The 25,159-nt window shown below is 68.6% G+C and carries 23 protein-coding genes; 16 read left to right on the forward strand and 7 right to left on the reverse strand.

Going from position 1 to position 25,159, the window contains the following annotated elements:
* The first annotated feature begins 46 nt into the window (after positions 1-46).
* From ftsZ to nrdR, 12 genes are all read left to right on the forward strand, one after another.
* Positions 47-1,237 (forward strand): cell division protein FtsZ, encoded by a 1,191-nt coding sequence (ftsZ, locus tag FQ377_RS09555; protein ID WP_148601038.1) that lies wholly within the window; start codon positions 47-49, stop codon positions 1,235-1,237.
* Between the two features lie 3 nt (positions 1,238-1,240).
* Positions 1,241-2,008 (forward strand): purine nucleoside phosphorylase YfiH/LACC1 family protein, encoded by a 768-nt coding sequence (locus FQ377_RS09560; protein WP_262364380.1) that lies wholly within the window; start codon positions 1,241-1,243, stop codon positions 2,006-2,008.
* On the forward strand, positions 2,005-2,790 hold the full coding sequence (locus FQ377_RS09565) for a YggS family pyridoxal phosphate-dependent enzyme (protein ID WP_148601039.1): 786 nt from the start codon (positions 2,005-2,007) through the stop codon (positions 2,788-2,790). Before FQ377_RS09560 ends, FQ377_RS09565 begins: the two co-directional genes overlap by 4 nt.
* A 111-nt stretch (positions 2,791-2,901) precedes the next feature.
* Positions 2,902-3,423, forward strand: coding sequence for a cell division protein SepF (locus tag FQ377_RS09570; RefSeq protein ID WP_148601040.1), 522 nt, complete (start codon positions 2,902-2,904; stop codon positions 3,421-3,423).
* A gap of 61 nt (positions 3,424-3,484) precedes the next feature.
* Positions 3,485-3,775, forward strand: a complete 291-nt coding sequence (locus tag FQ377_RS09575; RefSeq protein ID WP_148601041.1) for a YggT family protein — start codon at positions 3,485-3,487, stop codon at positions 3,773-3,775.
* Between the two features lie 147 nt (positions 3,776-3,922).
* Positions 3,923-4,597 (forward strand): DivIVA domain-containing protein, encoded by a 675-nt coding sequence (locus FQ377_RS09580; protein ID WP_148601042.1) that lies wholly within the window; start codon positions 3,923-3,925, stop codon positions 4,595-4,597.
* 274 nt (positions 4,598-4,871) lie between these two features.
* Positions 4,872-5,384, forward strand: a complete 513-nt coding sequence (gene lspA / locus FQ377_RS09585) for a signal peptidase II (protein WP_148601200.1) — start codon at positions 4,872-4,874, stop codon at positions 5,382-5,384.
* Positions 5,374-6,309, forward strand: coding sequence for an RluA family pseudouridine synthase (locus tag FQ377_RS09590; RefSeq protein ID WP_148601043.1), 936 nt, complete (start codon positions 5,374-5,376; stop codon positions 6,307-6,309). The genes lspA and FQ377_RS09590 overlap by 11 nt, the downstream gene beginning before the upstream one ends.
* Before the next feature lie 38 nt (positions 6,310-6,347).
* On the forward strand, positions 6,348-9,893 hold the full coding sequence (dnaE, locus tag FQ377_RS09595; protein WP_262364381.1) for a DNA polymerase III subunit alpha: 3,546 nt from the start codon (positions 6,348-6,350) through the stop codon (positions 9,891-9,893).
* 56 nt (positions 9,894-9,949) lie between these two features.
* On the forward strand, positions 9,950-10,477 hold the full coding sequence (locus FQ377_RS09600) for a hypothetical protein (RefSeq protein ID WP_148601044.1): 528 nt from the start codon (positions 9,950-9,952) through the stop codon (positions 10,475-10,477).
* A 66-nt stretch (positions 10,478-10,543) separates the two neighbouring features.
* On the forward strand, positions 10,544-11,908 hold the full coding sequence (gene hisD / locus FQ377_RS09605; RefSeq protein WP_262364382.1) for a histidinol dehydrogenase: 1,365 nt from the start codon (positions 10,544-10,546) through the stop codon (positions 11,906-11,908).
* Between the two features lie 139 nt (positions 11,909-12,047).
* Positions 12,048-12,545, forward strand: coding sequence for a transcriptional regulator NrdR (nrdR, locus tag FQ377_RS09610; RefSeq protein ID WP_148601045.1), 498 nt, complete (start codon positions 12,048-12,050; stop codon positions 12,543-12,545).
* Positions 12,546-12,568: 23 nt separating this feature from the next.
* On the opposite strand, the gene ppgK is transcribed toward nrdR, so the two are convergent.
* Both ppgK and map read right to left on the reverse strand, forming a co-directional pair.
* Entirely contained in the window at positions 12,569-13,381 is an 813-nt protein-coding gene (gene ppgK, locus FQ377_RS09615; protein WP_148601046.1) for a polyphosphate--glucose phosphotransferase, read from the reverse strand.
* A gap of 78 nt (positions 13,382-13,459) precedes the next feature.
* On the reverse strand, positions 13,460-14,338 hold the full coding sequence (gene map, locus FQ377_RS09620) for a type I methionyl aminopeptidase (RefSeq protein WP_148601047.1): 879 nt from the start codon (positions 14,336-14,338) through the stop codon (positions 13,460-13,462).
* A gap of 104 nt (positions 14,339-14,442) precedes the next feature.
* On the opposite strand from map, the gene FQ377_RS09625 reads away from it, so the two are divergent.
* Positions 14,443-14,634: an SPOR domain-containing protein gene (locus tag FQ377_RS09625; protein WP_148601048.1), complete on the forward strand. Its 192-nt coding sequence runs from the start codon at positions 14,443-14,445 to the stop codon at positions 14,632-14,634.
* Here FQ377_RS09625 and panB read toward each other — a convergent pair.
* Positions 14,631-15,512: a 3-methyl-2-oxobutanoate hydroxymethyltransferase gene (panB, locus tag FQ377_RS09630; protein WP_148601049.1), complete on the reverse strand. Its 882-nt coding sequence runs from the start codon at positions 15,510-15,512 to the stop codon at positions 14,631-14,633. The two genes, FQ377_RS09625 and panB, sit on opposite strands and share 4 nt — an antisense overlap.
* A gap of 155 nt (positions 15,513-15,667) precedes the next feature.
* Here panB and glnA (FQ377_RS09635) point away from each other — a divergent pair, with 155 nt between their 5' ends.
* Both glnA (FQ377_RS09635) and FQ377_RS09640 read left to right on the forward strand, forming a co-directional pair.
* A complete protein-coding gene (glnA, locus tag FQ377_RS09635) occupies positions 15,668-17,008 on the forward strand; it encodes a type I glutamate--ammonia ligase (RefSeq protein WP_148601050.1) in 1,341 nt (446 codons plus the stop codon).
* A gap of 31 nt (positions 17,009-17,039) precedes the next feature.
* Positions 17,040-20,048, forward strand: a complete 3,009-nt coding sequence (locus FQ377_RS09640) for a bifunctional [glutamine synthetase] adenylyltransferase/[glutamine synthetase]-adenylyl-L-tyrosine phosphorylase (RefSeq protein WP_148601051.1) — start codon at positions 17,040-17,042, stop codon at positions 20,046-20,048.
* 210 nt (positions 20,049-20,258) lie between these two features.
* Here FQ377_RS09640 and glnA (FQ377_RS09645) read toward each other — a convergent pair whose 3' ends face one another.
* Positions 20,259-21,683, reverse strand: coding sequence for a type I glutamate--ammonia ligase (gene glnA / locus FQ377_RS09645; RefSeq protein ID WP_148601052.1), 1,425 nt, complete (start codon positions 21,681-21,683; stop codon positions 20,259-20,261).
* Positions 21,684-21,949: 266 nt separating this feature from the next.
* On the opposite strand from glnA (FQ377_RS09645), the gene FQ377_RS09650 reads away from it, so the two are divergent.
* Positions 21,950-22,387 carry an RDD family protein gene (locus FQ377_RS09650; protein ID WP_148601053.1) on the forward strand — a complete coding sequence of 146 codons (438 nt, stop codon included), beginning with the start codon at positions 21,950-21,952 and terminating at the stop codon, positions 22,385-22,387.
* Between the two features lie 112 nt (positions 22,388-22,499).
* On the opposite strand, the gene FQ377_RS09655 is transcribed toward FQ377_RS09650, so the two are convergent.
* The 3 genes from FQ377_RS09655 to lipB form a co-directional block, all read right to left on the reverse strand.
* Positions 22,500-23,252: a DUF4191 domain-containing protein gene (locus FQ377_RS09655; protein WP_148601054.1), complete on the reverse strand. Its 753-nt coding sequence runs from the start codon at positions 23,250-23,252 to the stop codon at positions 22,500-22,502.
* A 75-nt stretch (positions 23,253-23,327) separates the two neighbouring features.
* Entirely contained in the window at positions 23,328-24,329 is a 1,002-nt protein-coding gene (gene lipA, locus FQ377_RS09660) for a lipoyl synthase (RefSeq protein ID WP_148601055.1), read from the reverse strand.
* Positions 24,326-25,027 carry a lipoyl(octanoyl) transferase LipB gene (lipB, locus tag FQ377_RS09665; RefSeq protein WP_148601056.1) on the reverse strand — a complete coding sequence of 234 codons (702 nt, stop codon included), beginning with the start codon at positions 25,025-25,027 and terminating at the stop codon, positions 24,326-24,328. The genes lipA and lipB overlap by 4 nt, the downstream gene beginning before the upstream one ends.
* Positions 25,028-25,159 lie beyond the last annotated feature (132 nt).

A 25,159-nucleotide genomic window follows, 5' to 3' on the forward strand; every position in this document is an offset into this window, starting at 1 on the left:
ATCGGCTCACCGAACAGCACACAGATTCGAACAAGGGACACAGGACGTGGCAGCACCTCAGAATTACTTGGCCGTCATCAAGGTCGTCGGCATCGGCGGTGGTGGCGTCAACGCCGTCAACCGCATGATCGAGGTGGGACTCCGTGGCGTGGAGTTCATTGCCATCAACACCGACGCCCAGGCGCTCCTGATGAGCGACGCCGACGTCAAGCTCGACGTCGGGCGTGAACTCACGCGCGGTCTCGGAGCCGGAGCGGATCCGGAGGTGGGGCGGCGTGCCGCCGAGGACCACGCCGAGGAGATCGAGGAAGTCATGCGCGGGGCGGACATGGTCTTCGTCACGGCAGGAGAGGGCGGCGGTACCGGCACCGGTGGCGCGCCCGTCGTCGCCCGCATCGCGCGCTCCCTCGGAGCACTCACCATCGGCGTGGTCACGCGCCCGTTCACCTTCGAGGGCCGGCGTCGGTCCAATCAGGCCGAGAGCGGGATCGACACCCTCCGCGAGGAGGTCGACACCCTCATCGTGATCCCGAACGACCGGCTGCTCTCGATCAGTGACCGGAATGTGTCGATGCTCGACGCGTTCCGTTCCGCGGACCAGGTCCTGCTCTCGGGCGTCCAGGGCATCACCGACCTCATCACCACGCCGGGCCTGATCAACCTCGACTTCGCGGACGTCAAGTCCGTGATGCAGGGGGCAGGATCGGCGCTCATGGGTATCGGTTCGGCGCGCGGCGAGGACCGGGCCGTCAAGGCCGCCGAACTCGCCATCGCCTCACCGCTGCTCGAGGCGTCGATCGACGGCGCACACGGCGTGCTGCTGTCCATCCAGGGTGGTTCCGATCTCGGTCTGTTCGAGATCAATGAGGCCGCCCGGCTCGTGCAGGAGGTGGCCCACCCAGAGGCGAACATCATCTTCGGTGCGGTCATCGACGATGCGCTCGGTGACGAGGCCCGCGTCACGGTCATCGCTGCAGGCTTCGACCAGGTGGATGCCACGTCCCAGCCCGCACCGGCACCGGCACCCGCGTCGAGGCCGGCCGTCGCGCCGAGCGTCGGCGCGGACCAGCCGCGTTCGCCCGCTTCGGCGGGCCTCGGTACCTGGTCCGCCCAGCGCTCGAACGGGCGGGCCGTACCGGCCGACTCGGGCTTCGACGTGGATCTCCCCGCGATCGTGGAGCCCGACCTGTCCGCGGGTCGCTCCGACGACCTCGACGTCCCCGACTTCCTCAAGTAGATCGTGGACACCACGGCCGTGGCCCGGACCTCCCCGTTCCACTGGGACGAGGAGGTCCGGCCCGGGCTGCGGGTAGCCTTCACCTCCAGCAGTGCCGGGAATCTGGCGCTGCACGTGGGCGACGACGCCGTCGCCGTCCACGGGAATCGCGCACGGCTCGCGGCGTCCATGGGCATCGGGACCGGAACGCTGCGGTTCATGAGCCAGACGCACTCGGACCGCGTGGTGGTTCTCCCCGGTGGCGTGCCCGGCAATGCTGCTCCGGCAGGAGTGGCGCCGGACGCCGACGGCCTGATCTCCCCGGACGGACACGATCCGCTCGCCGTGCTCGTGGCCGACTGCGTCCCGGTGGTCCTGGCCGACGCCCCTGTCGATGAGGGCGGATCCGGTGCCACCGCGGTGGTGCACGCCGGTCGCGCCGGCGTGCTGAACGGCATCGTCGGTCATGCCGTGGAGCTCCTGCGGGCCCGCGGCGCCACGGATCTCATCGCGTGGGTGGGACCGGCCGTGTGCGGATCCTGCTACGAGGTACCCGGGGAGATGATGCGCGGGCTTGCAGCGCTGGTGCCCGAGGCTGCGTCGCGTACCCGGACCGGGTTACCGGCCCTCGATCTCCCGGCAGCCGTCCGTACACAGCTCCGGCGCGGCGGAGTGGGGGTTGCTCCGGTGCCCGACGCCGCTGCCTGGTGCACGCTGGAGAATCCCGCCCTGTACTCGCATCGCCGTGCACCCGGCGCCGGACGGATCGCCGGTCTGGTGTGGCGGACGTGACCGGACCCGGGGATGGCTCCTCCACCCCGTCCGGCGCCGGGGACGGTAGAGCCGGGGACGACAGAGCGCGGGAACTCCGGGGCCGTCTCGACGCCGTGAGGGAGCGGATCGCCTCGGCGGCCGGAGCTGCCGGACGCGACGAGCCGCGCCTGATCGTCGTCACCAAGTACTTCCCGGCGTCGGACCTGAGGATCCTGGTCGACCTGGGCGTCACCGATGTGGGTGAGAACCGTGACCAGGAGGCCTCGGGCAAGGCGGCGGAGCTGGAAGGTCTGCTGACCTGGCACTTCATCGGCCAGCTGCAGACCAACAAGGCAAGATCGGTGGTCCGCTACGCGCACAGCGTGCACTCCGTGGACCGGGCGTCCCTGGTGACCGCCCTCGGGAAGGCCGTGGCGGCGGACCGGCACGAGCGGGCCGCAGGGGGATCCGGCACGCCTGCTGAGCTCGAGTGTTTCCTCCAGTTCGATCTCGACCGTGCCGCCGTCGCCGGTGGCAGGGGAGGGGCACTGCCCGCGGACGCCGTCGCCCTGGCCGAGACCCTCGCGGGCACACCGGGACTCCGCCTCGCGGGAGTCATGGCGGTGGCACCGCTGGGCGCCCCGCCGGCAGCGGCCTTCGAACAGCTCCGACGGATCTCCGAGACCGTCCGTACCGTCGACGCGGCAGCGACGTCGATCTCGGCGGGCATGAGCGGGGATCTCGAGGAGGCGGTGGCAGCCGGCACGACACACCTGCGGATCGGTTCTGATGTCCTCGGTCCGCGTCCGGGCGTGGGGTAGCGTCGGGGCGAGAACGGCAGGACCACGCACACCGGACCTGCCTCGTCCGACACGCCCCAGGACTGCCCCACGCACGATCTCCGTATCCACTCGTCCACGACAGGAGCCACCATGGCCGGCGCACTGCGCAAGACAATGATCTACCTTGGGCTCGCCGACGGTGATGAGCACTACGAACCCGAAACGAAGACGAAGCACGGCAGGAGCGAGGACTACACGGTGGACTACGATCGCGACGAGCGTCATCCCGAGCCCGCGCCGGCCCCCACGCGCATCGCTGCCGTGGAGGAGTACCGCGCTCCCGTCACACCGATCAAGCGCGCGCCGTCGTCCCGCGACGACTCGACGGCCCTGCGCCAGATCACCACGATCCACCCCCGGTCCTACAACGATGCCAAGCTCATCGGCGAGAGCTTCCGGGACGGGATCCCCGTGATCATGAACGTCACCGACATGGCGGAGGCCGACGCGAAGCGCCTCGTCGACTTCTCTGCCGGTCTCGTCTTCGGTCTGCACGGCAGCATCGAACGCGTCACCAATAAGGTGTTCCTGCTGTCACCGTCGTATATTGAAGTCCTCGGCGAGGACCTGAAGGCCAGCGAAGGTCAGACCAGCTTCTTCAACCAGAGCTGAACCCCGCGGCCCTCCAGGTCGCGTCCGACCCCCCGAAGGCCCGAAGGACTGGAACTGCTCCGTGAGTTTGGTATTCGCACTGATCTACCTCGTACTGATGCTGTTCCAGCTCGCCCTGATCCTGCGCATCGTCTACGACGCCGTCCAGGGCTTCGCCCGGAGCTGGCGGCCGCAGAAGCTCGCCCTCGTCCTCGCCTCGGCGGTCTACTCGGTGACGGACCCGCCGATCAAGGTACTGCGTCGGCTGATCCCCCCGTTGCGACTGGGCGGGGTGCAACTGGATCTCGCCTTCCTCGTGCTGTTCATCGTGGTCCTGATCCTCATGTCCGTCTCGGCCAACCTCGCCGCCTAGCGTCCGGTGCCGTTTCATGTTGCAGTTCCGGACCAGCTACGCTGATTCCCAGCTCGACGCGGGTCAGCAGGCCCGTGTCCACGACCCGATCCCGCAGCAGCGCCCGCTCCTTCCGGCGGACCGGCACTCATCAGAAGAGGTGACCAGATGGCATTGACACCAGAAGACGTCGTCAACAAGAGATTCCAGCCCACCAAGTTCCGTGAGGGCTACGACCAGGACGAGGTGGACGATTTCCTCGACGAGATCGTCGTGGAACTGCGCCGCCTGAACCAGGAGAACGAGGAGCTGCGCCGCGCCGCGGGCTCCGACTCCGTTGACGGAGCCCGCACCGATACCGGGACCGTCCCGGCTCCTGTCGCTGCGAGCCCGCAGACGGCGGACGCCGTGCCAACCGATCCAGCCGCAGGCTCGGACATCGGCACCACGGAGCTCGCGGAGCCCACGGCGGCCCCGGCGGCTCCTGACGCCCTCGAGAGCGCCCAGGCCCCCGCCCCCACCGACACGGCGGAATCAGCGGCCGGCGTGCTCGCCATGGCGCAGCGCCTGCACGACGAGTACGTCAACGCGGGCGTGGAGCAGCGCGACAGGATCATCGCCGAAGCACAGCTGGAGGCGACCGACCTCGTCGAGAGCGCCGAGCACAAGAGCCGCAAGACCCTCGGCGACCTCGAGGAGCACAAGAGTGTCCTCGAGCGGAAGGTGGAGCAGCTCCGCGGCTTCGAACGCGACTACCGCTCGCGCCTGAAGGACTACATCGAGGGGCAGCTCCGCGATCTCGATGTCACCGGCACGGTCGCCTCGGACACGACGGCGTCCTAGGCACGTCGATCCGTCCGGACCGCAGCGGAAGGGCCGGCCCCGGGGCACCACCCCATGGGTCGGTCCTTCCGCCGTTCCGGCCACCTGCCCGGCCACCCCGGGCCGTGAACGCCGCACCTACACCGGAAGAACAGTGACCGTGAACCACGCAGAGGAGAATGTCCCGCCGGACGGCGGGAGCGCGCCCGGGGCACACCCAGGGTCGGACGACGTCGGCGCGACCACGGCGTCGGGCCGCGACGACGTGAAGCGGTCCCCCCGCTTCGGCATCCTGATGGTCGTCTGCGCCGCCCTGGTCTACGGCCTGGACCAGCTGACCAAGTGGTGGGTGGTGTCCACCATGACCGAGGGCCAGATCACCCCGGTCCTGCCACCCCTGCTCTCGTGGCGATTCATCCGGAACCCCGGAGCGGCATTCTCCATCGGCACGGACTACACGTGGGTCTTCACCATCATCATGGTCCTCGTCTCGATCGTGCTCGTGCTGCAGGTCCGCAGGGTGGCCTCCCGACTGTGGGCGACAGCCCTCGGACTGGTCCTCGGAGGCGCCCTCGGCAATCTCACCGACAGGCTGTTCAGGGAGCCGTCCTTCGGACAGGGCCAGGTGGTGGACTTCGTGGCGCTGCCGAATTTCGCGATCTTCAATGTCGCGGATTCCGCCGTCGTCAGCGGTGTGGTGCTCATCGTCATCCTGACCCTGCGCGGGGTCGCCATGGACGGCACCCGGGACGCGGGCGCAGCCGAAGACGATGCGAGCCCGGGGGAGGGTGCGGATCATGACAGGTGACCACCAGGAGATCGTGATCGCTGAGGAGGACAGCGGTCAGCGCCTCGACGCGGTGCTCGCACGCCGGCTCGGAGTCTCCCGCTCCGCGGTCGCCCAGTGGTGCGCCGACGGGCGCGTCCGACGCTCGGGCGCGAACCTCGCCAAATCGGACCGCGCCAGGACCGGGGACCGGCTGGAGGTCGCCCTACCGGACCCCGCGGACGGACACCGGGTCATCCCGGAGGCCGTGGACGGTATGGGGATCCTGCTCGACGACGAGGATTTCGTCGTCGTGGACAAGCCCGTCGGGGTGGCGGCCCATCCCTCGCCGGGCTGGGTCGGCCCCACCGTCGTCGGCGCCCTCGCCGCCGCCGGCTACCGGATCTCCACGTCCGGGGCGCCGGAGCGGGTCGGGATCGTCCACCGGCTCGACGTCGGCACCTCGGGCGCGATGGTCGTCGCCAAGACCGAGCCCGCCTACACGGCCCTGAAGCGGGCGTTCAAGGAGCGTTCTGTCGAGAAGGTGTACCACGCCGTGGTGCAGGGCCTCCCCGATCCGCTCAGCGGCACGATCGACGCGCCCATCGGCCGGCACCCCCACCACGAGTGGCGCTTCGCCGTCCTGGAGGGCGGGCGCGAGTCGCGGACCCACTACGAGGTGCTGGAGGCCTTCGGGCGGGCCAGCCTCGTGGAGGTGCACCTGGAGACCGGCAGGACCCACCAGATCCGCGTGCACTTCTCGGCGCTCCGGCACCCCTGCGCCGGCGATCTGACCTACGGGGCCGATCCGCGGCTCGCCGCCGAGCTGGGGCTGACCCGGCAGTGGCTGCACGCCCACCAGCTCGGCTTCGCGCACCCCCGGACCGGGGAGCAGGTCCAGGTGACCAGCGGCTACCCGGTGGATCTCGCCTATGCGCTCATGGCACTGTCCGAGGGCCTCGTCTGAGGCACCGTCCGACGACCGCGGAGCACTAGACTTGCCAGGTGGCTACCCCAGCATCGCGTGAATCGTTCGTCCATCTCCACAACCACACCGAGTACTCGATGCTCGACGGCGCCGCCCGGCTGACGGATCTGTTCAGCCACACCGAGGAACTCGGCATGAAGGCCCTGGCGACCACGGACCACGGGTTCGTCTTCGGGGCCTTCGACTTCTGGAGCAAGGCCACCACCGCCGGGATCAAGCCGATCATCGGCGTCGAGGCCTATCTCACGCCGGGCACCGCGCGGAACGACCGCACGCGCGTCAAATGGGGTGGCGGAGGGCGCGACGACGTCTCCGGCGCCGGTGCCTACACGCACATGACACTGTGGTCCGAGACCACGGAGGGCATGCACAATCTCTTCCGCATGTCCTCGCTCGCCTCCCTCGAGGGCTATCTGTACAAGCCGCGCATGGACCGCGATCTGCTGCAGACCTACGGCAAGGGCCTCATCGCCACCACGGGGTGTCCCTCGGGTGAGGTGCAGACCAAGCTGCGGCTCGGGCTGTACGACGAGGCGAAGCAGGCGGCCTCCGACTTCCGGGACATCTTCGGCGCGGAGAACTACTTCTGCGAGCTGATGGACCACGGTCTGGACATCGAGCGCACCGTCAAGGCGGATCTCATCCGGCTCGCCGGGGAGCTCGGCCTGCCGCTCGTGGCCACCAACGACCTCCACTACACCCACGCCGAGGACTCGAAGGCCCACGCCGCGCTCCTGTGCGTGCAGTCAGGGTCCACCCTGGCCGATCCGAAGCGCTTCAAGTTCGACACCAACGAGTTCTACCTGAAGTCGCCCGCCGAGATGCGCGCCATCTTCCGCGACTACCCCGAGGCCTGCGACAACACGCTGCTGATCGCGGAGCGGTGCGACGTCGAGTTCAACACCAAGGCCAACTACATGCCGCGCTTCCCCGTGCCCGAGGGGGAGAACGAGCAGTCCTGGTTCGTCAAGGAGGTCGAGACGGGACTGCACGCCCGGTATCCCGCGGGCGTGCCCGACGACGTCCGACGGCAGGCGGAGTTCGAGGTGGGGGTCATCACCCAGATGGGCTTCCCCGGCTATTTCCTCGTGGTCGCCGACTTCATCAACTGGGCGAAGAACAACGGGATCCGGGTGGGTCCGGGACGCGGCTCGGGTGCGGGTTCCATGGTGGCCTACGCGATGCGCATCACCGATCTCGACCCGCTCAAGCACGGTCTGATCTTCGAGCGTTTCCTCAACCCCGAGCGCGTGTCCATGCCCGACTTCGACGTCGACTTCGATGACCGTCGCCGGTCCGAGGTCATCCGCTACGTGAGCGACAAGTACGGCGATGAGCGCGTGGCCATGATCGTCACCTACGGCACCATCAAGGCGAAGCAGGCACTCAAGGACTCCTCCCGCGTCATGGGCTACCCGTTCTCGACGGGCGAGCGGCTCACCAAGGCGATGCCGCCGGACGTGATGGGCAAGGGCCTGGCCCTTGCCGACGTGCACAACAAGGAGGCCAAGCGGTATTCCGAGGCGGAGGAGCTGCGCGAGCTCCTGCGTACCGATGCCGAGTCCGAGAAGGTCTTCGAGACCGCCCTCGGGCTCGAGGGGCTGAAGCGGCAGTGGGGTGTCCATGCCGCGGGCGTGATCATGTCCTCCGACCCACTGATCGACATCATCCCGATCATGCGCCGTGAGCAGGACGGCCAGATCATCACGCAGTTCGACTACCCCACCTGTGAGGGCCTCGGACTCATCAAGATGGACTTCCTCGGGCTGAGGAATCTGACCATCATCACCGACGCGGTGGAGAACATCCTCGCCAACAAGGGTGAGGACCTCGTCCTCGAGGACCTCGAACTGGACGACCAGGCATCCTACGAGCTGCTGGCCCGCGGCGACACCCTCGGTGTCTTCCAGCTCGACGGCGGCCCCATGCGCTCCCTGCTGAAACTCATGCGTCCCGACAATTTCGAGGACATCTCGGCGGTCCTGGCGCTGTACCGTCCCGGACCCATGGGCGTGAACTCGCACACGAACTACGCCCTGCGGAAGAACGGCCTCCAGGAGATCGAGCCGATCCACCCCGAGCTCGAGGGTCCGCTCGAGGAGATCCTCGGCAGCACCTACGGGTTGATCGTCTACCAGGAGCAGGTGATGAGCGCAGCGCAGAAGCTGGCGAACTTCACGCTCGGCCAGGCGGACATGCTCCGCCGGGCGATGGGCAAGAAGAAGAAGTCCGAGCTGGACAAGCAGCAGGCGGACTTCTTCGCCGGGATGCAGGCCAACGGCTACTCGCAGGCCGCCATGGACAAGCTCTGGACCGTGCTCGAATCCTTCTCGGACTACGCCTTCAACAAGGCCCACACCGCCGCTTACGGTCTGGTCTCCTACTGGACGGCCTATCTGAAGGCGCATCACCCCGCCGAGTACATGGCCGCCCTGCTCACGAGCGTCGGCGACGACAAGGACAAGCTCGCCATCTATCTCAACGAGTGCCGCCGCATGGGCATCACGGTGCTGCCGCCGGACGTCAACGAGTCGAGCGTGGACTTCACCCCGGTAGGTCGGGACATCCGCTTCGGCATGGGAGCCATCCGCAACGTAGGGGCCAATGTGGTGGGGGCCATGGTCGGCGCGCGGAACGACAAGGGTGCCTTCGCCTCGTTCAGCGACTTCCTGCAGAAGGTGCCCGCCGTCGTCTGCAACAAGCGCACCATCGAATCGCTGATCAAGGCCGGCGCCTTCGACTCCCTCCGCCATCACCGCCGGGCCCTGGCGGTGATCCACGAGGAGGCCGTGGACTCCGTGATCGTCCTCAAGCGCAACGAGGCCGCGAACCAGTTCGACCTCTTCAGTGCCTTCGACGACGACGGCGGCATGGGCGGGCCCGGCGGACTGTCGGTGGAGGTGCCCGATCTCCCGGAGTGGGACAAGAAGGACAAACTCTCCTTCGAACGCGACATGCTCGGTCTCTACGTCTCGGACCACCCGCTGCAGGGGCTCGAGGGGATCCTCGGCCAGCACGCGGACTCCCCGATCCCGTCGATCATCGGCGAGGAGGGTCCGGCCGACGGCGCGATCGTCACCATCGCGGGGATGATCACCTCACTACAGCGCAGGATCGCGAAGAACAGCGGCAACGCCTACGCACGGGCCGAGATCGAGGACCTGGCGGGCTCGATGGAGGTCATGTTCTTCGGGCAGGTGTACGGGCCCATCTCGGGCGTCCTCGCGGAGGACCTCATCGTGGTGGTGCGCGGACGGCTGCAGCGCCGCGACGACGGCGCGGTCATGCTGAACGCCCAGGAGCTCACGGTGCCCGATCTCAGCGGGGGGCATTCCGGGCCGGTGGTGATCTCCATGGCGCAGCACAAGGCCACGGAGACCGCCGTGAGCGCCCTCGGGGACGTCCTGAGGACCCATCCCGGAACCAGCGAGGTGCTGATCAGGCTCAACAGCTCCCGCAAGGTGGAGGTCATGAAGCTCGGGGTGGATCTGCGCGTCACCCCCACGCCGGGGCTCTTCGGCGACCTGAAGGTGCTCCTGGGTCCGGCGTGCCTGGACGCCTGACCCGGCGGCGGGCAGCTCCGTCCGGTGGCCCGGGTGCATTTGTTAATGTAGAACCCATGCGTGCCAGTCAGAAGCCGGACACCGGATCCTCCACCTATCCACCGTCCGTCTACGCCGTCGCCGAGGACCGCAGGTCGGTGCCTCCGGCCGGGGTGGTCTGGTGGCTGGGCTCCACCATCCTGCTCGGGGTGCTCGTCGGCATCGCCTGGTGGCTCCTCGCGCCCACCGGGCGGATCTTCGGTGATCCGCTGGTGTCCGAGGACTGGGTGCTCCGGGATCTCACCCTCGCCGGGCTGGAACTGGCGGCCGGGATCACCGTGGGGGTCCTGGTGGCACTGCGCCTGGGCCTGCCGGGCGTCATCGGGCGGATTCTCGCGGCGATCGGTGGCTCGATCCTGGGCTCCCTCCTGGCCCTCGGCGTGGGGCAGGGGCTCGCCTCCCTCCTCGGACCCCATGGACGCGACGACCTCCCGGGGTCGGACTTCCTCCTCGCATCCTATGGAGCGCTCGCCATCTGGCCCGCGGCGGCAAGCATCATCGTCTTCGTCACCGCCCTGATCGGTCTCGCCCGCCGGAAGAACTGACCCGCCCCCGCCGCCCGCCCCGGCACCACGGCTCCGGGTGCCGGCAGTGCCCGCTAGACTTCCGGAGTGACTTCAGCGGCCAGTACCCTGCCTCCCCTCGACTTCCGGACCATCGACCTGCGCGGTCACCGCCTCACGCCTGCCGGGCTGAAGGACGCCATGCCGCGGGCCGCCGTGAGCGCCGGATCCGCGGAACCCGCCGTGCAGGCGATCATCGACGAGGTCAGGAGCGGCGGCTTCGAGGCGCTGCGCAGTTTCGCCCTCCGCTTCGACGGCGTCGACCGTGACCACCCCCGGGTGCCGGCGGACGTCATCGCCGCGGCGGCCCACGCGCTAGACGACGACGTCCGCTCGGCACTGCAGGAGGCCATCCGGCGCGCGCGGATCTTCGCCGAGGCTCAGCTCCCGCAGCCGGTCGTCGTCGAGCCGGCAGCAGGGGCACGGCTCACCCAGATGTGGGTCGCGGTGGATCGGGTGGGTCTCTACGTCCCCGGTGGCCTGGCCGTCTACCCGTCCTCGGTGGTCATGAACGTGGTGCCCGCGCAGGCCGCCGGCGTGGGCTCCATCGCCCTGACCTCGCCCCCGCAGCGGGAGTACGGCGGGTGGCCGCACCCGGTGATCCTGGCCGCGGCGTCGATGCTCGGCATCACGGAGGTCTACGCCATGGGTGGCGCGCACGCCGTCGCGGCGCTGGCCTACGGGGTCGCCGACGCCCACGCCCCGGATCGGGGCATCGATCCCGTGAATGTCATCACCGGCCCCGGGAACGCCTTCGTCGCCACGGCCAAGCGCCTCGTCAGGGGTCGGGTGGGTATCGACTCCGAGGCCGGCACCACGGAGATCGCGGTGCTCGCGGACGAGACGGCCGACGCCGCATTGGTGGCCGCCGATCTCGTGAGCCAGGCGGAGCACGACCCGCAGGCCGCGTCGGTGCTCGTGACGGACTCCGCAGAACTCGCCGACGCCGTCCGTGCTGCACTGCGCACCGGTGCTGCGCGGACCCGCCACGCCGAGCGCGTGCGCACCGCCCTGTCCGGTCCGCAGTCGGGCGTGGTGCTGGTCGACGACATCGAGGCCGGCATCGCCGTGTGCAACGCCTACGCCGCCGAGCACCTCGAGATCCAGACGCGGGATGCCGCCGCCGTGGCCGGCCGGATCCGCAATGCCGGTGCCATCTTCATCGGGCCCTACAGCCCGGTCAGCCTGGGGGACTACTGCGCCGGGTCGAACCACGTGCTGCCCACCGGCGGCACGGCGGCCTTCGCCTCGGGACTCAATGTGACGACCTTCCTGCGCGCCGTCCAGCTGATCGACTACGACCGCGCCGCGCTGCACGAGGTGTCGTCGTCCATCATCGCGCTGGCGGAGGCGGAGAACCTCCCCGCGCACGGTGAAGCCGTCACGGCCCGCTTCGGGACGCCGGCGGCCTGATCGGGCAGCGGTCCGGGCGGGTTCGTCCGAGAATCACGGTGGTGGTGGAGAATCCCCGGAGCAGAATCACAGTGTTGTTGTTTGGCCGTTCCGCGCCCTAAACTGGCCGGAGGACATCGGATCGAGCTGAGGTGGTGCCGTGTACTGCCCGTACTGCCGCAACCCTGACTCACGCGTGGTCGACAGTCGCCTCGGCGACGACGGCTCGGCCATCCGGCGTCGGAGGCAGTGCCCGCAGTGCGGTCGCCGGTTCAGCACCGTCGAGACCACCAGCCTCAGTGTCATCAAGCGCTCCGGTGCAGGGGAGCCGTTCAGCAGGTCCAAGATCATCAACGGTGTGCGCAAGGCGTGCCAGGGCCGCCCGGTGACGGAGGATGATCTCGCACTCCTAGCCCAGGAGGTCGAGGAGAACATCCGGGCCAGCGGCGTGGCCGAGATCGATGCCCACGAAGTGGGCCTCGCCATCCTGGAACCACTGCGCAAGCTCGACCAGATCGCCTATCTACGCTTCGCCAGCGTGTACCGCGGATTCGAGTCCCTCGAGGACTTCGAGGACGCCATCGACACCCTCCGCCGCCAGGCGGAGGACGGCGCCCGCGTCCCCGGGGGAGCCCAGCGGCCACTGACCGCCCGGTAGAACTCCCCGGTCACACCTTCGCGTCAGGCGGGGCCGTCGACGATCAGGGCGGCCTGCAGTGCGGCGCCCACGATCCCCGCGTGATTCCTCAGCTGGGCCACTATGATCGGTGTCCGCAGATCGAGCAGGGGCAGGTACTCGCTCCCGCGCTTGGAGATACCGCCCCCGACGATGAACAGTTCCGGCGAGAAGAGGAACTCGACGTGGGAGAAGTAGCGCTGCAGGCGTACGGCGTACTCCTCCCAGCCGATGCCGTCGCGTTCCCGTGCGACGGCGGAGGCCTTCGACTCGGCGTTGTGCCCGTCGATCTCCAGGTGCCCCAGTTCGGCGTTGGGCACGAGTTTCCCGTCGAAGACGAAGGCCGAACCGATGCCCGTGCCGAGGGTGATGACCAGCACCGTGCCCTTCCGGCCCTTGCCCGCGCCGTAGCGGACCTCCGCGAGGCCTGCGGCGTCGGCGTCGTTCATGACGCGTACGTCGCGTCCGAGCACCTCGGTGAAGAGGGCGTCGACGTCGGTGTCCACCCAGCTCTTGTCCACGTTCGCCGCGGAGCGCGCCACGCCGTGCTGGATGATCGCGGGGAAGGTCACACCCACGGGGACGTCCTCGGCCGGACCCTCGGGCCTGGAGGAGAGTTCGACGACGATCTGGCGCACCACCTCGGCGACCGCCTCCGGGGTGGAGGGATGGGGTGTGGGGATGCGATGGCGGTCCCCGACCATGACGCCCTTCTCGAGGTCGACGATCCCACCCTTGATGCCCGTCCCGCCGATGTCGACACCGATGACCGTCGTCGGGAACTTCGCGGACTTCTTCTTGTCGGTGTGCTTGGCCATGGTTCCCCCTCGGGATGTGCCGGCGCGGGCCGGAGTGGATGATGCCGCGTACAGGACCCGCGCTGCGGGCAGGCCGCGTCAGGGCAGGGTGAGGATCTCGGCGCCCCGGTCGGTGACGACGAGCGTGTGCTCGAACTGCGCCGTCCGCTTCAGGTCTTTGGTGACCACGGTCCAGTCGTCCTGCCACATGGTCCAGTCGATGGTGCCGAGGGTGAGCATGGGCTCGATGGTGAACACCATGCCCGGTTCCATGACGCGCTCATAGGCCGGGGCGGCGTCGTAGTGGGGGATGATCAGGCCCGTGTGGAACGCCTCGCCCACCCCGTGTCCGGTGAAGTCGCGCACCACGCCGTACCCGAAGCGCTTCGCATAGGACTCGATGGTCCGTCCGATGACGTTGATCTGCCGGCCCGGCGCCACGGCGCGGATGGCCCGGTTCAGGGATTCCTCGGTCCGCTCGACGAGGAGCCGGGACTCCTCGTCCACCGCCCCGATGCAGAACGTGCGATTCGTGTCCCCGTGCACGCCGTCCTTGAACGCGGTGATGTCGATGTTCAGGATGTCGCCGTCCTGGAGGACGGTGGAGTCCGGGATGCCGTGGCAGATCACCTCGTTGAGGGAGGAGCACAGGGATTTCGGGAAGCCGCGGTAGCCCAGTGTGGAGGGGTAGGCGCCGTGGTCGAGGATGAACTCGTGGCCCACACGGTCCAGCTGGTCGGTGGTGACCCCGGGCTTCGCCTGCCTGCCGACCTCGACGATGGCCTGCGCGGCGATCCTTCCCGCATGGCGGATCTTCTCGATGACCTCGGCCGTCTTGACCTCGGAACCGGTGAACGGCGCCGGTGCCTTGCGGCCCACGTACTCGGGCCGCTCGATGCTCGACGGGACGCGCCGCGGAGGTGAGACGGTGCCCGGGGTCAGGGTCCCGAGTGGGGCGGTGGCAGGAGACTGGGGCATACCCTTGATCCTATAGGGGACTCGGACGGACGGCAGGAGGATGCCGCTCGTCCGTCGAAGTCCGTCGGAGACGGGGCCCGCGGGCCCGCGATCAGGAGGTCGATGTGACGGAGTACTGGTTCAATGTGCGCACGCGCGAGGTCGAGGAGGACCGGCAGTCGGACTGGAAGCAGCTGATCGGTCCCTACGCCACGCGCGGCGAGGCGGAGAACGCACTGCAGAAGGTCAAGGACCGTAACGAGGCGTGGGAGAGCGACGACGACTGGGGCAAGGCGCCCGGTCCCGTCACGGGCTAGAAGCTGTGCTCCGGGCCGGGGAAGGTGCCGGAGCGCACGTCGGCCGCGAAGGACCGGGCGGCCTCCGAGAGCGTGCCCCGCAGATCGGCGTACTGCTTGACGAACTTGGCCTGCCGGCCGCCGCGCAGACCGGCCATGTCCTGCCACACCAGCACCTGGCCGGTGGTCCCGGCGCCGGCACCGATCCCGATGGTCGGCACGCCCAGGGCCGTGTCGATGCTCCGGGCCACCTCGTCGGGCACCATCTCCATCAGCACGCAGAAGGCTCCCGCCTCCTCCAGCGCCAGCGCGTCGTCGAGGAGTCGCTGTGCGGTCTCTCCGCGACCCTGCACGCGGTAGCCGCCGAGGGCGTGTTCGCTCTGCGGCGTGAAGCCGATGTGCGCCATGACCGGGATACCCGCTCGGACCAGGGCCCGGACGGTCTCGGCGTAGGCGGCGCTGCCCTCCATCTTCACCGCATGCACCAGGCCCTCCTTGAGGAGCCGCACGGAGGACTCCACCGCCTGCTCCGGGGAGACCTCGTAGCTCCCGAAAGGCAGATCGGCGACCACGAGGGCCGTGGAGGCAGCCAGGCTCACGGTCCGGCTGAACAGGATCATCTCGTCGAGTGTGATGGGGAGGGTCGTCGCATGCCCCAGAACGTTGTTCGCTGCGGAGTCGCCGATGAGCAGCACCTCGATGCCGGCGTCGTCGAACACCTGGGCCGCGTACTGGTCGTACGCCGTCAGCATGGCGAAGTGCCTGCCCTCGTCCTTGGCCTGCTGCAGGTGGTGGATCCGGACCCGGCCCGGCCGCTTCACCCCGTTCGACGCCTCCGCCGGGGGAACGGGGGCGGCACCTCCGTCTCCGTAGGGGGCAGGCAATTCGGCGTCGGTCATGCCACGAGACTAGCGGCTGGCACCCGCAGGGCGCACCGCCGTACCCGGATGCCGCCCCTTCCGGCCGGTCAGTAGAGTATGGACTGCACGACGCCGTACCCGGCAGACCGTCCGGACACCGCTGGTGGCGGCGTCGAACGAGGAGATGAGGGTGCATGGATCGGCAGCAGGAGTTCGTACTGAGGACCATCGAGGAGCGTGACATCCGCTTCGTCCGGCTGTGGTTCACCGACGTCGTCGGGTCGCTGAAGTCGGTGGCCCTCGCACCGGCGGAGGTCGAGGGCGCGTTCGAGGAAGGACTGGGGTTCGACGGGTCGTCCATCGAGGGTCTTGCCCGCGTCTACGAGGCCGACATGCTCGCCCAGCCCGATCCCTCCACCTTCCAGATCCTCCCGTGGCGCGGCGAGACGGAACAGACCTCGCGCATGTTCTGCGACATCCTCACCCCCGACGGCCAACCCTCCACCGCCGATCCCCGCGGGGTGCTCAAGAAGACCCTGGCCAAGGCCGCCGATATGGGCTTCACCTGCTACACGCATCCGGAGATCGAGTTCTACCTGTTGAAGTCGGCCGATCCCGGAGCCGACGGGCAACCCGTCCCGGTGGACGAGGCCGGCTATTTCGACCACGTTCCCGGCGGCGTGGCCCAGGACTTCCGGCGCCGGGCGGTGTCCATGCTGGAATCGGTGGGAATCTCGGTGGAGTTCAGCCACCACGAGGCCGGACCGGGCCAGAACGAGATCGACCTGCGGTATGCGGACGCCCTGCAGACGGCCGACAACATCATGACGTTCCGGACCATCATCAAGGAGGTGGCACTGTCCTCGGGCAGCTACGCCACCTTCATGCCCAAGCCCTTCTCGCAGCATCCCGGATCGGGGATGCACACCCATTTCTCCCTCTTCGAGGGTGACACCAATGCGTTCTTCGAACCGGGTGCCGAGTTCCAGCTGTCGAGGACCGCCCGCCAGTTCATCGCCGGAATCCTCCGGCACGCTCCCGAGTTCACCGCGGTGACCAACCAGTTCGTCAATTCCTTCAAGCGTCTGTGGGGTGGAGGGGAGGCGCCCAGCCACCTCTCCTGGGGTCACAACAACAGATCGGCACTCGTCCGAGTGCCGCTCTACAAGCCGAACAAGGACCAGTCGGCGCGGATCGAGTACCGCGGCATCGACTCGGCGAGCAACCCCTACCTCGCGTACTCGGTGCTGCTCGGTGCCGGGCTGAAGGGGATCGAGGAGGGGTACGAGCTGCCGCCTGCGGCCGAGGACGATGTCTGGAGCCTCACCCCGGCCGAGCGCCGCGCCATGGGACACGACCCACTGCCCTCGAGCCTGCACGACGCCATCGGAGTGATGGAGGAGTCCGAGCTGGTCGCGGACATCCTGGGGGAGCAGGTCTTCGAGAACTTCCTGCGCAACAAGCGCGCCGAGTGGTACGACTACCGCATCGAGGTGACCCCCTACGAGCTGCGTCGCAATCTGGGCATCCTGTAGGGACCGGCCAGCGCATGGCTAGGGTTGGCCCATGAGCCTCAACCGCAAGCTGATCACGTACGGCTTCACGGATCTGGAGAAGAGTCGGCGTTTCCTCGAGGCTCCCGAGCTCGCGGGGATCGACGAGGACCAGCTCTTCGAGGGCCTTGCCGCCTCGGCGAACCCAGATATGGCGCTCCAGTCCCTCGTCCGGCTGCTGGCCGTCGACCGGGACGCCGTCATCGCGGCCATGGCCGACGTCGACCGTCGCCGGCCGCTGTTCGGCCTGCTGGGTGCCTCCGAGGCGCTCGGGGAGTTCCTCATGCGCCATCCGGAGCATCTCGAGGTGGTCCGGGCCGCGGCCGTACCCCTGCCGGACGCCGATCCGGCAGAGCTCAGGGCCCAGCTGCTCCGCTCGGTCGGGGCCGACCCGGCGGAGGAGAACCCGGTGGCGGGTGTGCTCGGTGTGGAGGCCCATCGCCGGCTCCGGGTGGTGTACCGGCGGCTGGTGACCGATCTTGCCGTCCGCGACCTGGGCCACGGCGTCCCGGTGGACTACGTGGGCGTCGTCGCCCGTGAGCTCGCGGACCTGGCGGCCGCAGCCCTCGAGGCATCCCTCGCCGTCGCGCGGGCCGATCTTGCGGAGATCTACGGCGCCGACACCGTGGCGCGGGTGAAGCTCGCCGTGATCGCGATGGGCAAGTGTGGTGCACGGGAACTCAACTACATCTCCGACGTCGACGTGGTCTATGTCGTGGAGGGCGACGATCTCGAGGAGTCGACGCTGGCCCGCATCGGCACGGGACTGGCCTCGGGCATGGCTCGTGGTGTGTACTCGCCCGGACCGGAACCGGCCCTGTGGGAGGTCGATGCGAATCTGCGCCCCGAGGGCAGGGACGGCCAGCTCGTGCGCACCCTCGCCTCCCACGTGTCCTACTACGAGCGGTGGGCCAGGACCTGGGAATTCCAGGCCCTGCTCAAGGCCAGGGCCATGGCGGGGGATCCAGGACTCGGCCGGCGCTACGAGGAGGCGATCGCCCCGTTCGTCTGGGCGTCCTCCCAGCGGGAGGGCTTCGTGGAGGCCGTCCGTGCCATGCGCCGCCGCGTCACGGAGAACATCCCGCTCGACGAGCAGGCCCGGCAGCTCAAGCTCGGGCGCGGGGGCCTGCGCGACGTCGAGTTCACGGTGCAGCTGCTCCAGCTGGTGCACGGCAGGCTCGACGACTCCATCCGTCACCGTGACACGCTCTCGGCGATCGCCGCTCTCAGCGCGGCCGGGTACGTGGGCCGGACGGACGCGCAGGAGCTCGATGACGCCTACCGGTATCTGCGGGTCCTCGAGCACCGCATCCAGCTCGTGCAGCTACGCAGGACCCACCTCATGCCCGAGGACGAGATGGCGCTGCGCGCGCTCGCCCGGTCGTCGGAGGGCAGCATGGTGATGGTCAGGCCCAGCGCGCAGCACCTCCAGGAGAAGTGGCAGCGCACCCGCAGGCTCGTCGGCCGACTCCACGAATCCATCTTCTACCGTCCACTGCTCAACAACGCCGCCACCCTGCGCCCGGAGGACGTCCAGCTCACCGACGAGGCTGCGCAGGCACGACTTGCCGCCCTCGGGTACCAGGATCCCCGCGGCGCGATGAACCACATCAGGGCACTCACCGGGGGACTGCGGCGTCGGGCCATGCTCCAGCGCCAGCTGCTGCCGATCCTGCTGGCGTGGTTCGCGGACGGCGTCGATCCGGACGCCGGTCTCCTCGGCTTCCGTCGCCTCAGCGAATCGCTCGGCGAGAGCCACTGGTACCTGGGCATGCTCCGCGACTCGAATGCGGCGGCGGAGCGCCTCAGCGCCGTGCTCTCGAGCAGCCGGTTCATCACCGATCTGCTGGAGGTCTCGCCGGAGTCGACGCGCTGGCTCGGGTCCGATGCCGCCCTCGTCCCGGACTCCTTCGAGGCCCAGTGGCAGGAGATCCGCTCCATGATGTCGCGGCACCCCGAACCGGCCGAAGCCATCCGGCTCATCCGGCTCATCCGCCGGCGCGAGCTGCTGCGCGTGGCCATCGCCGACAGTGCGAGTCTGCTGACCCAGGCGGAGGTGGGGCAGGCGCTCTCCGATGCCGACCGCGCGGCGATCCTCGGCGCGCTCCATGTGGCCGAGAAGCAGGTGTTCGACGACCAGGAGCAGCTGACCGACGTCCTCGTCGTCGCCATGGGCCGGCAGGGCGGCCGGGAGATCACCTACGGCTCGGACGCCGACGTCATCTACGTGCACCGGCCCCATCCCGGCGTCGATGCCGAGGCGGCACAGAAGCAGGCCGAGCGGGTCGTCAATCGCCTCGGAGCACTCCTCACGCAGCCCTGCGGGTCTCCCGTCCTGGCAGAGCGTCCGCTGGAGATCGACACGGCTCTCCGCCCGGAGGGGAAGCAGGGCGCCATCGTGCGGACCCTGGAGTCCTATCGCGAGTACTACCGCCGCTGGTCGGCCATCTGGGAGGCACAGGCACTACTGCGCGCCCGCCCGATCGCGGGGGACGACGCCCTGGCCGCGGACTTCGTCGCCGTGATCGACGACGTGCGCTACCCGAGGGAGCTGGATCAGCCCGAGCTGCGCGAGATCCGCCGGATCAAGGCCCGCGTCGAGGCGGAGCGACTGCCCCGGGGCGCCGACCCGTCGCGGCATCTGAAGCTGGGGAGGGGAGCGCTCAGCGATGTCGAGTGGCTCATGCAGCTCCTGCAGCTGCAGCACGCCCACGACGACGCCTCACTGCGGGTGCAGTCGACACTCGCCGCGCTCGACGCCGTCGCCGCGGCAGGCCTCCTGCCCGAGGAGGAGGTGGAGATGCTGCGGGCGAGCTGGAACCTGGCCACGCGCATCCGTGCGGCCATCGTCATCTGGACCGGGCGCTCCTCCGACCAGCTGCCGTCCTCGCGGCGGGACCTCGAGGCCGTGGCCCGCTGGTGTGGGTACGGTCCGGGCAGGGGAGCGGATCTGGAGGAGGACTACCTGAGGATGACGCGGCGGAGCCGGACGATCTTCGAGCGGCACTTCTACGGGTCCTAGCCGGTCCGATCGCGCCGTCGCGCCGGTCGCTCCCACCATTCGGTGCCGGGCGGTGGGGGTGGACGCTCCTACCCACTGCTTCTCCCCGATCGGTGGGAGCGACCGGCGCCGAACAGCGATCCAGCGGGGGCAGCACAACGGCGGCCCCCACGAGGGAGACCGCCGTCGACCGATCGACCGGCACGGCAACCGCCGCGCCGGATGATCCAGCTACACGCCGTAGTAGAGCTCGAACTCGTACGGGTTGGGACGCAGGGAGAGGGGGAGGATCTCCATCTCGCGCTTGTACTCGATCCAGGTGTCGATCAGGTCCTGCGTGAAGACGTCTCCGGCCTGCAGGAACTCGTTGTCCGCCTCGAGAGCCAGCAGCGCCTCCTCGAGGGACGCCGGAGCCTTCTGGATGTCCTTGGCCTCCTCGGGGGGCAGCTCGTAGAGATCCTTGTCGATCGGGTCCGCGGGCTCGATGCGGTTCTTGATCCCGTCGAGGCCCGCCATGAGCTGTGCCGCGAAGGCGAGGTAGGGGTTCGACGCCGCATCGGGCGCCCGGAACTCGAGGCGCTTGGCCTTCGGGTTGGACCCCGTGATGGGGATCCGGATGCCGGCGGAGCGGTTGCCCTGCGAGTACACCATGTTGATCGGCGCCTCGAAGCCCTTCACCAGGCGGCGGTAGGAGTTCACCGTAGGGTTCGTGAAGGCGAGGACGGCCGAGGCGTGCTTGAGCAGGCCGCCGATGTACCACCGGGCGGTGTCGGACAGGCCGGCGTAGCCGCGCTCGTCGTAGAAGAGCGGCTGGCCCCCGGTCCAGAGCGACTGGTGGCAGTGCATGCCCGAGCCGTTGTCGTTGAAGACCGGCTTCGGCATGAAGGTGGCGGACTTCCCCCATGCCTGCGAGACGTTCTTCACGATGTACTTGAACTTCTGCAGGTCGTCCGCGGCGTGGGTCATGGTGGTGAACTTGTAGTTGATCTCGGCCTGGCCGGCTCCACCGACCTCATGGTGGGAACGCTCCACCTCGAGACCCACGCGGTCCAGCTCCACGCAGATGGCGTCGCGGAGATCAGCCTGCTTGTCCACGGGAGCCACCGGGAAGTACCCGCCCTTGAACGGGGTCTTGTTGCCGAGGTTGCCTCCGACCTCCTCGCGGCCGCTGTTCCAGGGTGCCTCGATGGAGTCGACCTTGTAGAAACTGCCCTGCGGGGCCGATTCGTACTGGACGTTGTCGAAGATGAAGAACTCCGCCTCCGAGGCGAAGAACGCGGTGTCCGCGATGCCGGTCGAGGACAGATAGGCCTCGGCGCGCTCGGCGACGCTGCGGGGGTCGCGGTGGTACGGATCGCCTGTGCGCGGGTTCACGATGGAGAAGTTCAGCGCGAGCGTCTTCTCGATGCGGAACGGGTCGACGTACGCCGTGGTCACATCGGGGATGAGCTGCATGTCCGACTCGGCGATGCCCTGGAAGCCGCGAATGGAGGATGCGTCGAAGAGCTGGCCGTTGATGAAGAAGTCTGCATCCACCGTCTTCGCGGGAACGTTGAAGTGCTGCTGCACCCCGGGGAGATCGGTGAAGCGGACATCGACGAATCGGATGTCCTCGTCGGCGATGAACTTGAGGACCTCGTCCGCATTTTTGAACATCTGTGCGTGCTCCTTGAACCATGGATGGGGAATGACCCGGCGCCGGCAGGTGGGACTGCACCGCTCCCGGGTAGGGCGGACCACGACACATCCGCGCGGTGTTGCACGGTGCCGAGGACTCGATCCCACTGTAGGAGCAGGCGGTGTCCCGCTGGTGTCGCCTTTGTTTCCGAGACGTGAATTGAGGGCAACTGCGGGTCCAAGCCTAGCGCGTCCGCTCCCGTGCCCACCCCATCAGCCCGGTACACGGCGGGTAGGCTGGATCCGTGGTGAACAGGAGCGACATCGGATCGTGGCTGGACGGGCCCCCGCCGTCGGGCCAGCAGGAATGGCCGGGCCAGCGTCTCGGCCGCCCGGAATCGGGTCCCGGGTCCATAGCGCGCTTCGGTCCGAGGGCAGGAGCGCTCCTGATCGACTGGGCACTGTGCTCGGTGATCTCGGCTGCCTTCTTCGACTACGACGCCGTCGCCACCCTCGCCGTCTTCCTCGCGGAGCAGATCCTGCTGGTGGGGTTCTTCGGCTACAGCATCGGTCACCGCGCCCTGCGGATGCAGGTCCAGACACTCGACGGGAAACCGGCGGGGTACCTGACCGCCCTGATCCGCGGTGTGCTCCTGTGCCTGGTGATCCCGGCGGTCATCATCGATGTCGACCAGCGTGGTCTCCACGATCGTGTCCGTAGGACGGGACTGTTCCGCATCTGAGCCGGTATGCGCTCGAGGGATACCGCTCCCGGACATGATGAGGGCCCCTCCGTTCGGAGGGGCCCTCATCAGGTGGGGCGGCGGGACGCCCCGAGCTCTCGGCGATCGTGGCTCAGCGTCCGCGCATGGCCTTCCGGTCGGGACGCGCCTTGAACGGATCCACGCCCTTGGGGATGGGCAACTTGGTTCCCAGGGCCGTGAGGCGCTTGTCCACGGCGTGGACCTCCTGCTTCGTCAGGGTCTTCTTCAGCTTCTGGACGGCCTTCGGCACTTTCGCGAGGGAGACCTGGCGGTCACTGCGGCCGGACTCGATGACATGCACCGGAACGTTGGGGATGATTCGCGCCATCTTCCGTTTCTCGCCGTCCACGAGTTGCTTGACGCGTGTGGACGGGCCCTCGGAGACGAGGATCACGCCCGGGCGCCCGATGACGCGGAACACGGCGTCCTGCGTCCGGGGATTCACGGCGACGGGCTGCTCCTGCAGGATCCAGCCACGGCGGAGGACGCTCAGCGCAGCGCCGGCTGCCCCCGGTTTGCCCTCGATCTGCGAGAAGGCGGCCCGTTCGGCCCGCCGGGACAGGATGAAGATCGCAGCGAGTAAGGCCAGCGGGATCGCGATGATCAACAGCGTGATGACATTGTCGATCAGCAGACCGATGAGCAGGCCCACCGCGATGATCCCCACGAAGGCCAGCAGCATGAACCAGACCACCCCCGGATCGCTGCGGCGGGTCATCTTGAAGACCTCGATGATCTGCTTCGTCCGCCCGGTCTTCTTCGGCCCCTTCCCGGGTTTCGGCTTGCGGGAGAAGAGACGGCGTTTGGGCGCAGGTGTTCCTGCCGGATCGATCGCGTGTGACATAGTTCTTCGATTCTACGACATGACCGGACAAGGGCTCGGTGCAGCGCGGACCACCGGTGCTCCGCGTGGGCGAGGTCAGCCGGCGAGCAGGGAGGAGGCCTCCTGGGCAGCCGACCCGGAATCATCGAGGTGCGCGAGCTCTGGGGGAAGCTCCAGGCCCTTCCTGCGCATCGCCCGGGCCCACAGCCGTCCCGCCCGGTAGGACGAGCGGACCAGCGGCCCGCTCATGACACCCAGGAATCCGATCTCCTCGGCTTCCTCGCTGAGTTCCACGAACTCGCCCGGCTTCACCCAGCGGTCCACCGGGAGATGACGCTCGCTCGGCCGGAGGTACTGAGTGATGGTGATGAGATCGCAGCCGGCCCCGTGGAGGTCGCGCAGGGCCTCGGAGATCTCCTCGCGGGTCTCTCCCATGCCGAGGATGAGATTCGACTTGGTGACCATGCCCAGATCCCGGCCCTGCGTGATCACGTCGAGCGAGCGCTCGTACCGGAACGCCGGACGGATGCGCTTGAAGATCCGTGGCACGGTCTCGACATTGTGCGCGAAGACCTCGGGTGAAGTGTCGCAGATCGCCTGGATGTGCTCTGGTCGGCCGGAGAAGTCGGGGATCAGGATCTCGACGCCGGTGCCGGGGTTCATGCTGTGGATCTGGCGGATGGTCTCGGCGTAGAGCCAGACGCCCTCGTCCGCGAGGTCGTCCCGGGCGACGCCGGTGACGGTGGCGTACCGCAGATTCATGGATCGGACGGACTGCGCCACCTTGAAGGGTTCACTACGATCCTCCGCCTGTGGCTTGCCGGTGTCGATCTGGCAGAAGTCGCATCGCCTGGTGCACTCGGAGCCTCCGATGAGGAAGGTGGCTTCCCGGTCCTCCCAGCACTCGAAGATGTTGGGGCAGCCTGCTTCCTCGCAGACCGTGTGGAGTCCTTCCTGCTTCACCAGGTTCTTCATCGCGACGAACTCGGGGCCGATGTTGACCTTGGCCTTCATCCAGTCCGGTTTGCGTTCGACAGGCGTCTGGGCATTGCGTGCTTCGACGCGCAGCAGGCGGCGACCCTCGGGTGCAAGGCTCACAGTAGAGCTCCTTCTGACGTTGTGGTGGCATGGGGGAGAGTGTCGGAGTCCGGACCCACGAGGACGGCCTCCTGCGCGCGCAGTGCGGCTTCGACGAGGGGGACGACGTCGACCGGCGAGATAGTACGCCCGGTCTCTGCGGAGATGGTGGTGACCCCGGCATCGGAGATCCCGCAGGGCACGATCTGCTGGAAGGGCGCCAGGTCATTGCTGCAGTTGAGGGCGAAGCCGTGCATCGTGACCCGGTTCTTCACCCGGATGCCGATGGCGGCGATCTTCCGAGCCGGCGCATCGGCCGTCTCCGCCATCCAGACACCCGACCGCCCGTCGATCCTGACTCCCGCCAGCCCGAAGTGCCGCAGGGTCGAGATGATCACGTCCTCGAGCACGTGCACGTATTCCGCGACCCGTGCCGGTTCGCGGAGTGCCAGGACGGGGTAGCCCACCAGCTGTCCCGGACCGTGCCAGGTGAGCTTGCCGCCCCGGTCCACCGGCACCACAGGGGTCCCGTCGAAGGGCCGCTCGTGGTCCTCGGTACGCTTGCCCGCGGTGTAGACGGGTGTGTGCTCGAGCAGCAGGACCGTACTCGGTTCCTCGTGTGCGACGACCCGGGCGTGGAGGGAGGTCTGCAGCTCCAGGCCCTGCGTGTACTCGATGTAGTCCGGGGCCAGGCCGACACGTGACAGAACAAGAGTCATGGACCCAGCGTAGTCCCGCCAGAGCGCGGATCGGACGCGATCTTGCTTCGCCGTCCCGGCGCGGGGCCGCGCCGGCGATGACGGCACGGACCAGGTCCTGTGGATAACGCCCCCTGGGCCCCGCCGTGGCCT

This window comes from Arthrobacter echini (assembly GCF_008107445.1).
In the GTDB taxonomy this organism is placed as follows: Bacteria; Actinomycetota; Actinomycetes; order Actinomycetales; family Micrococcaceae; genus Arthrobacter_D; species Arthrobacter_D echini_A.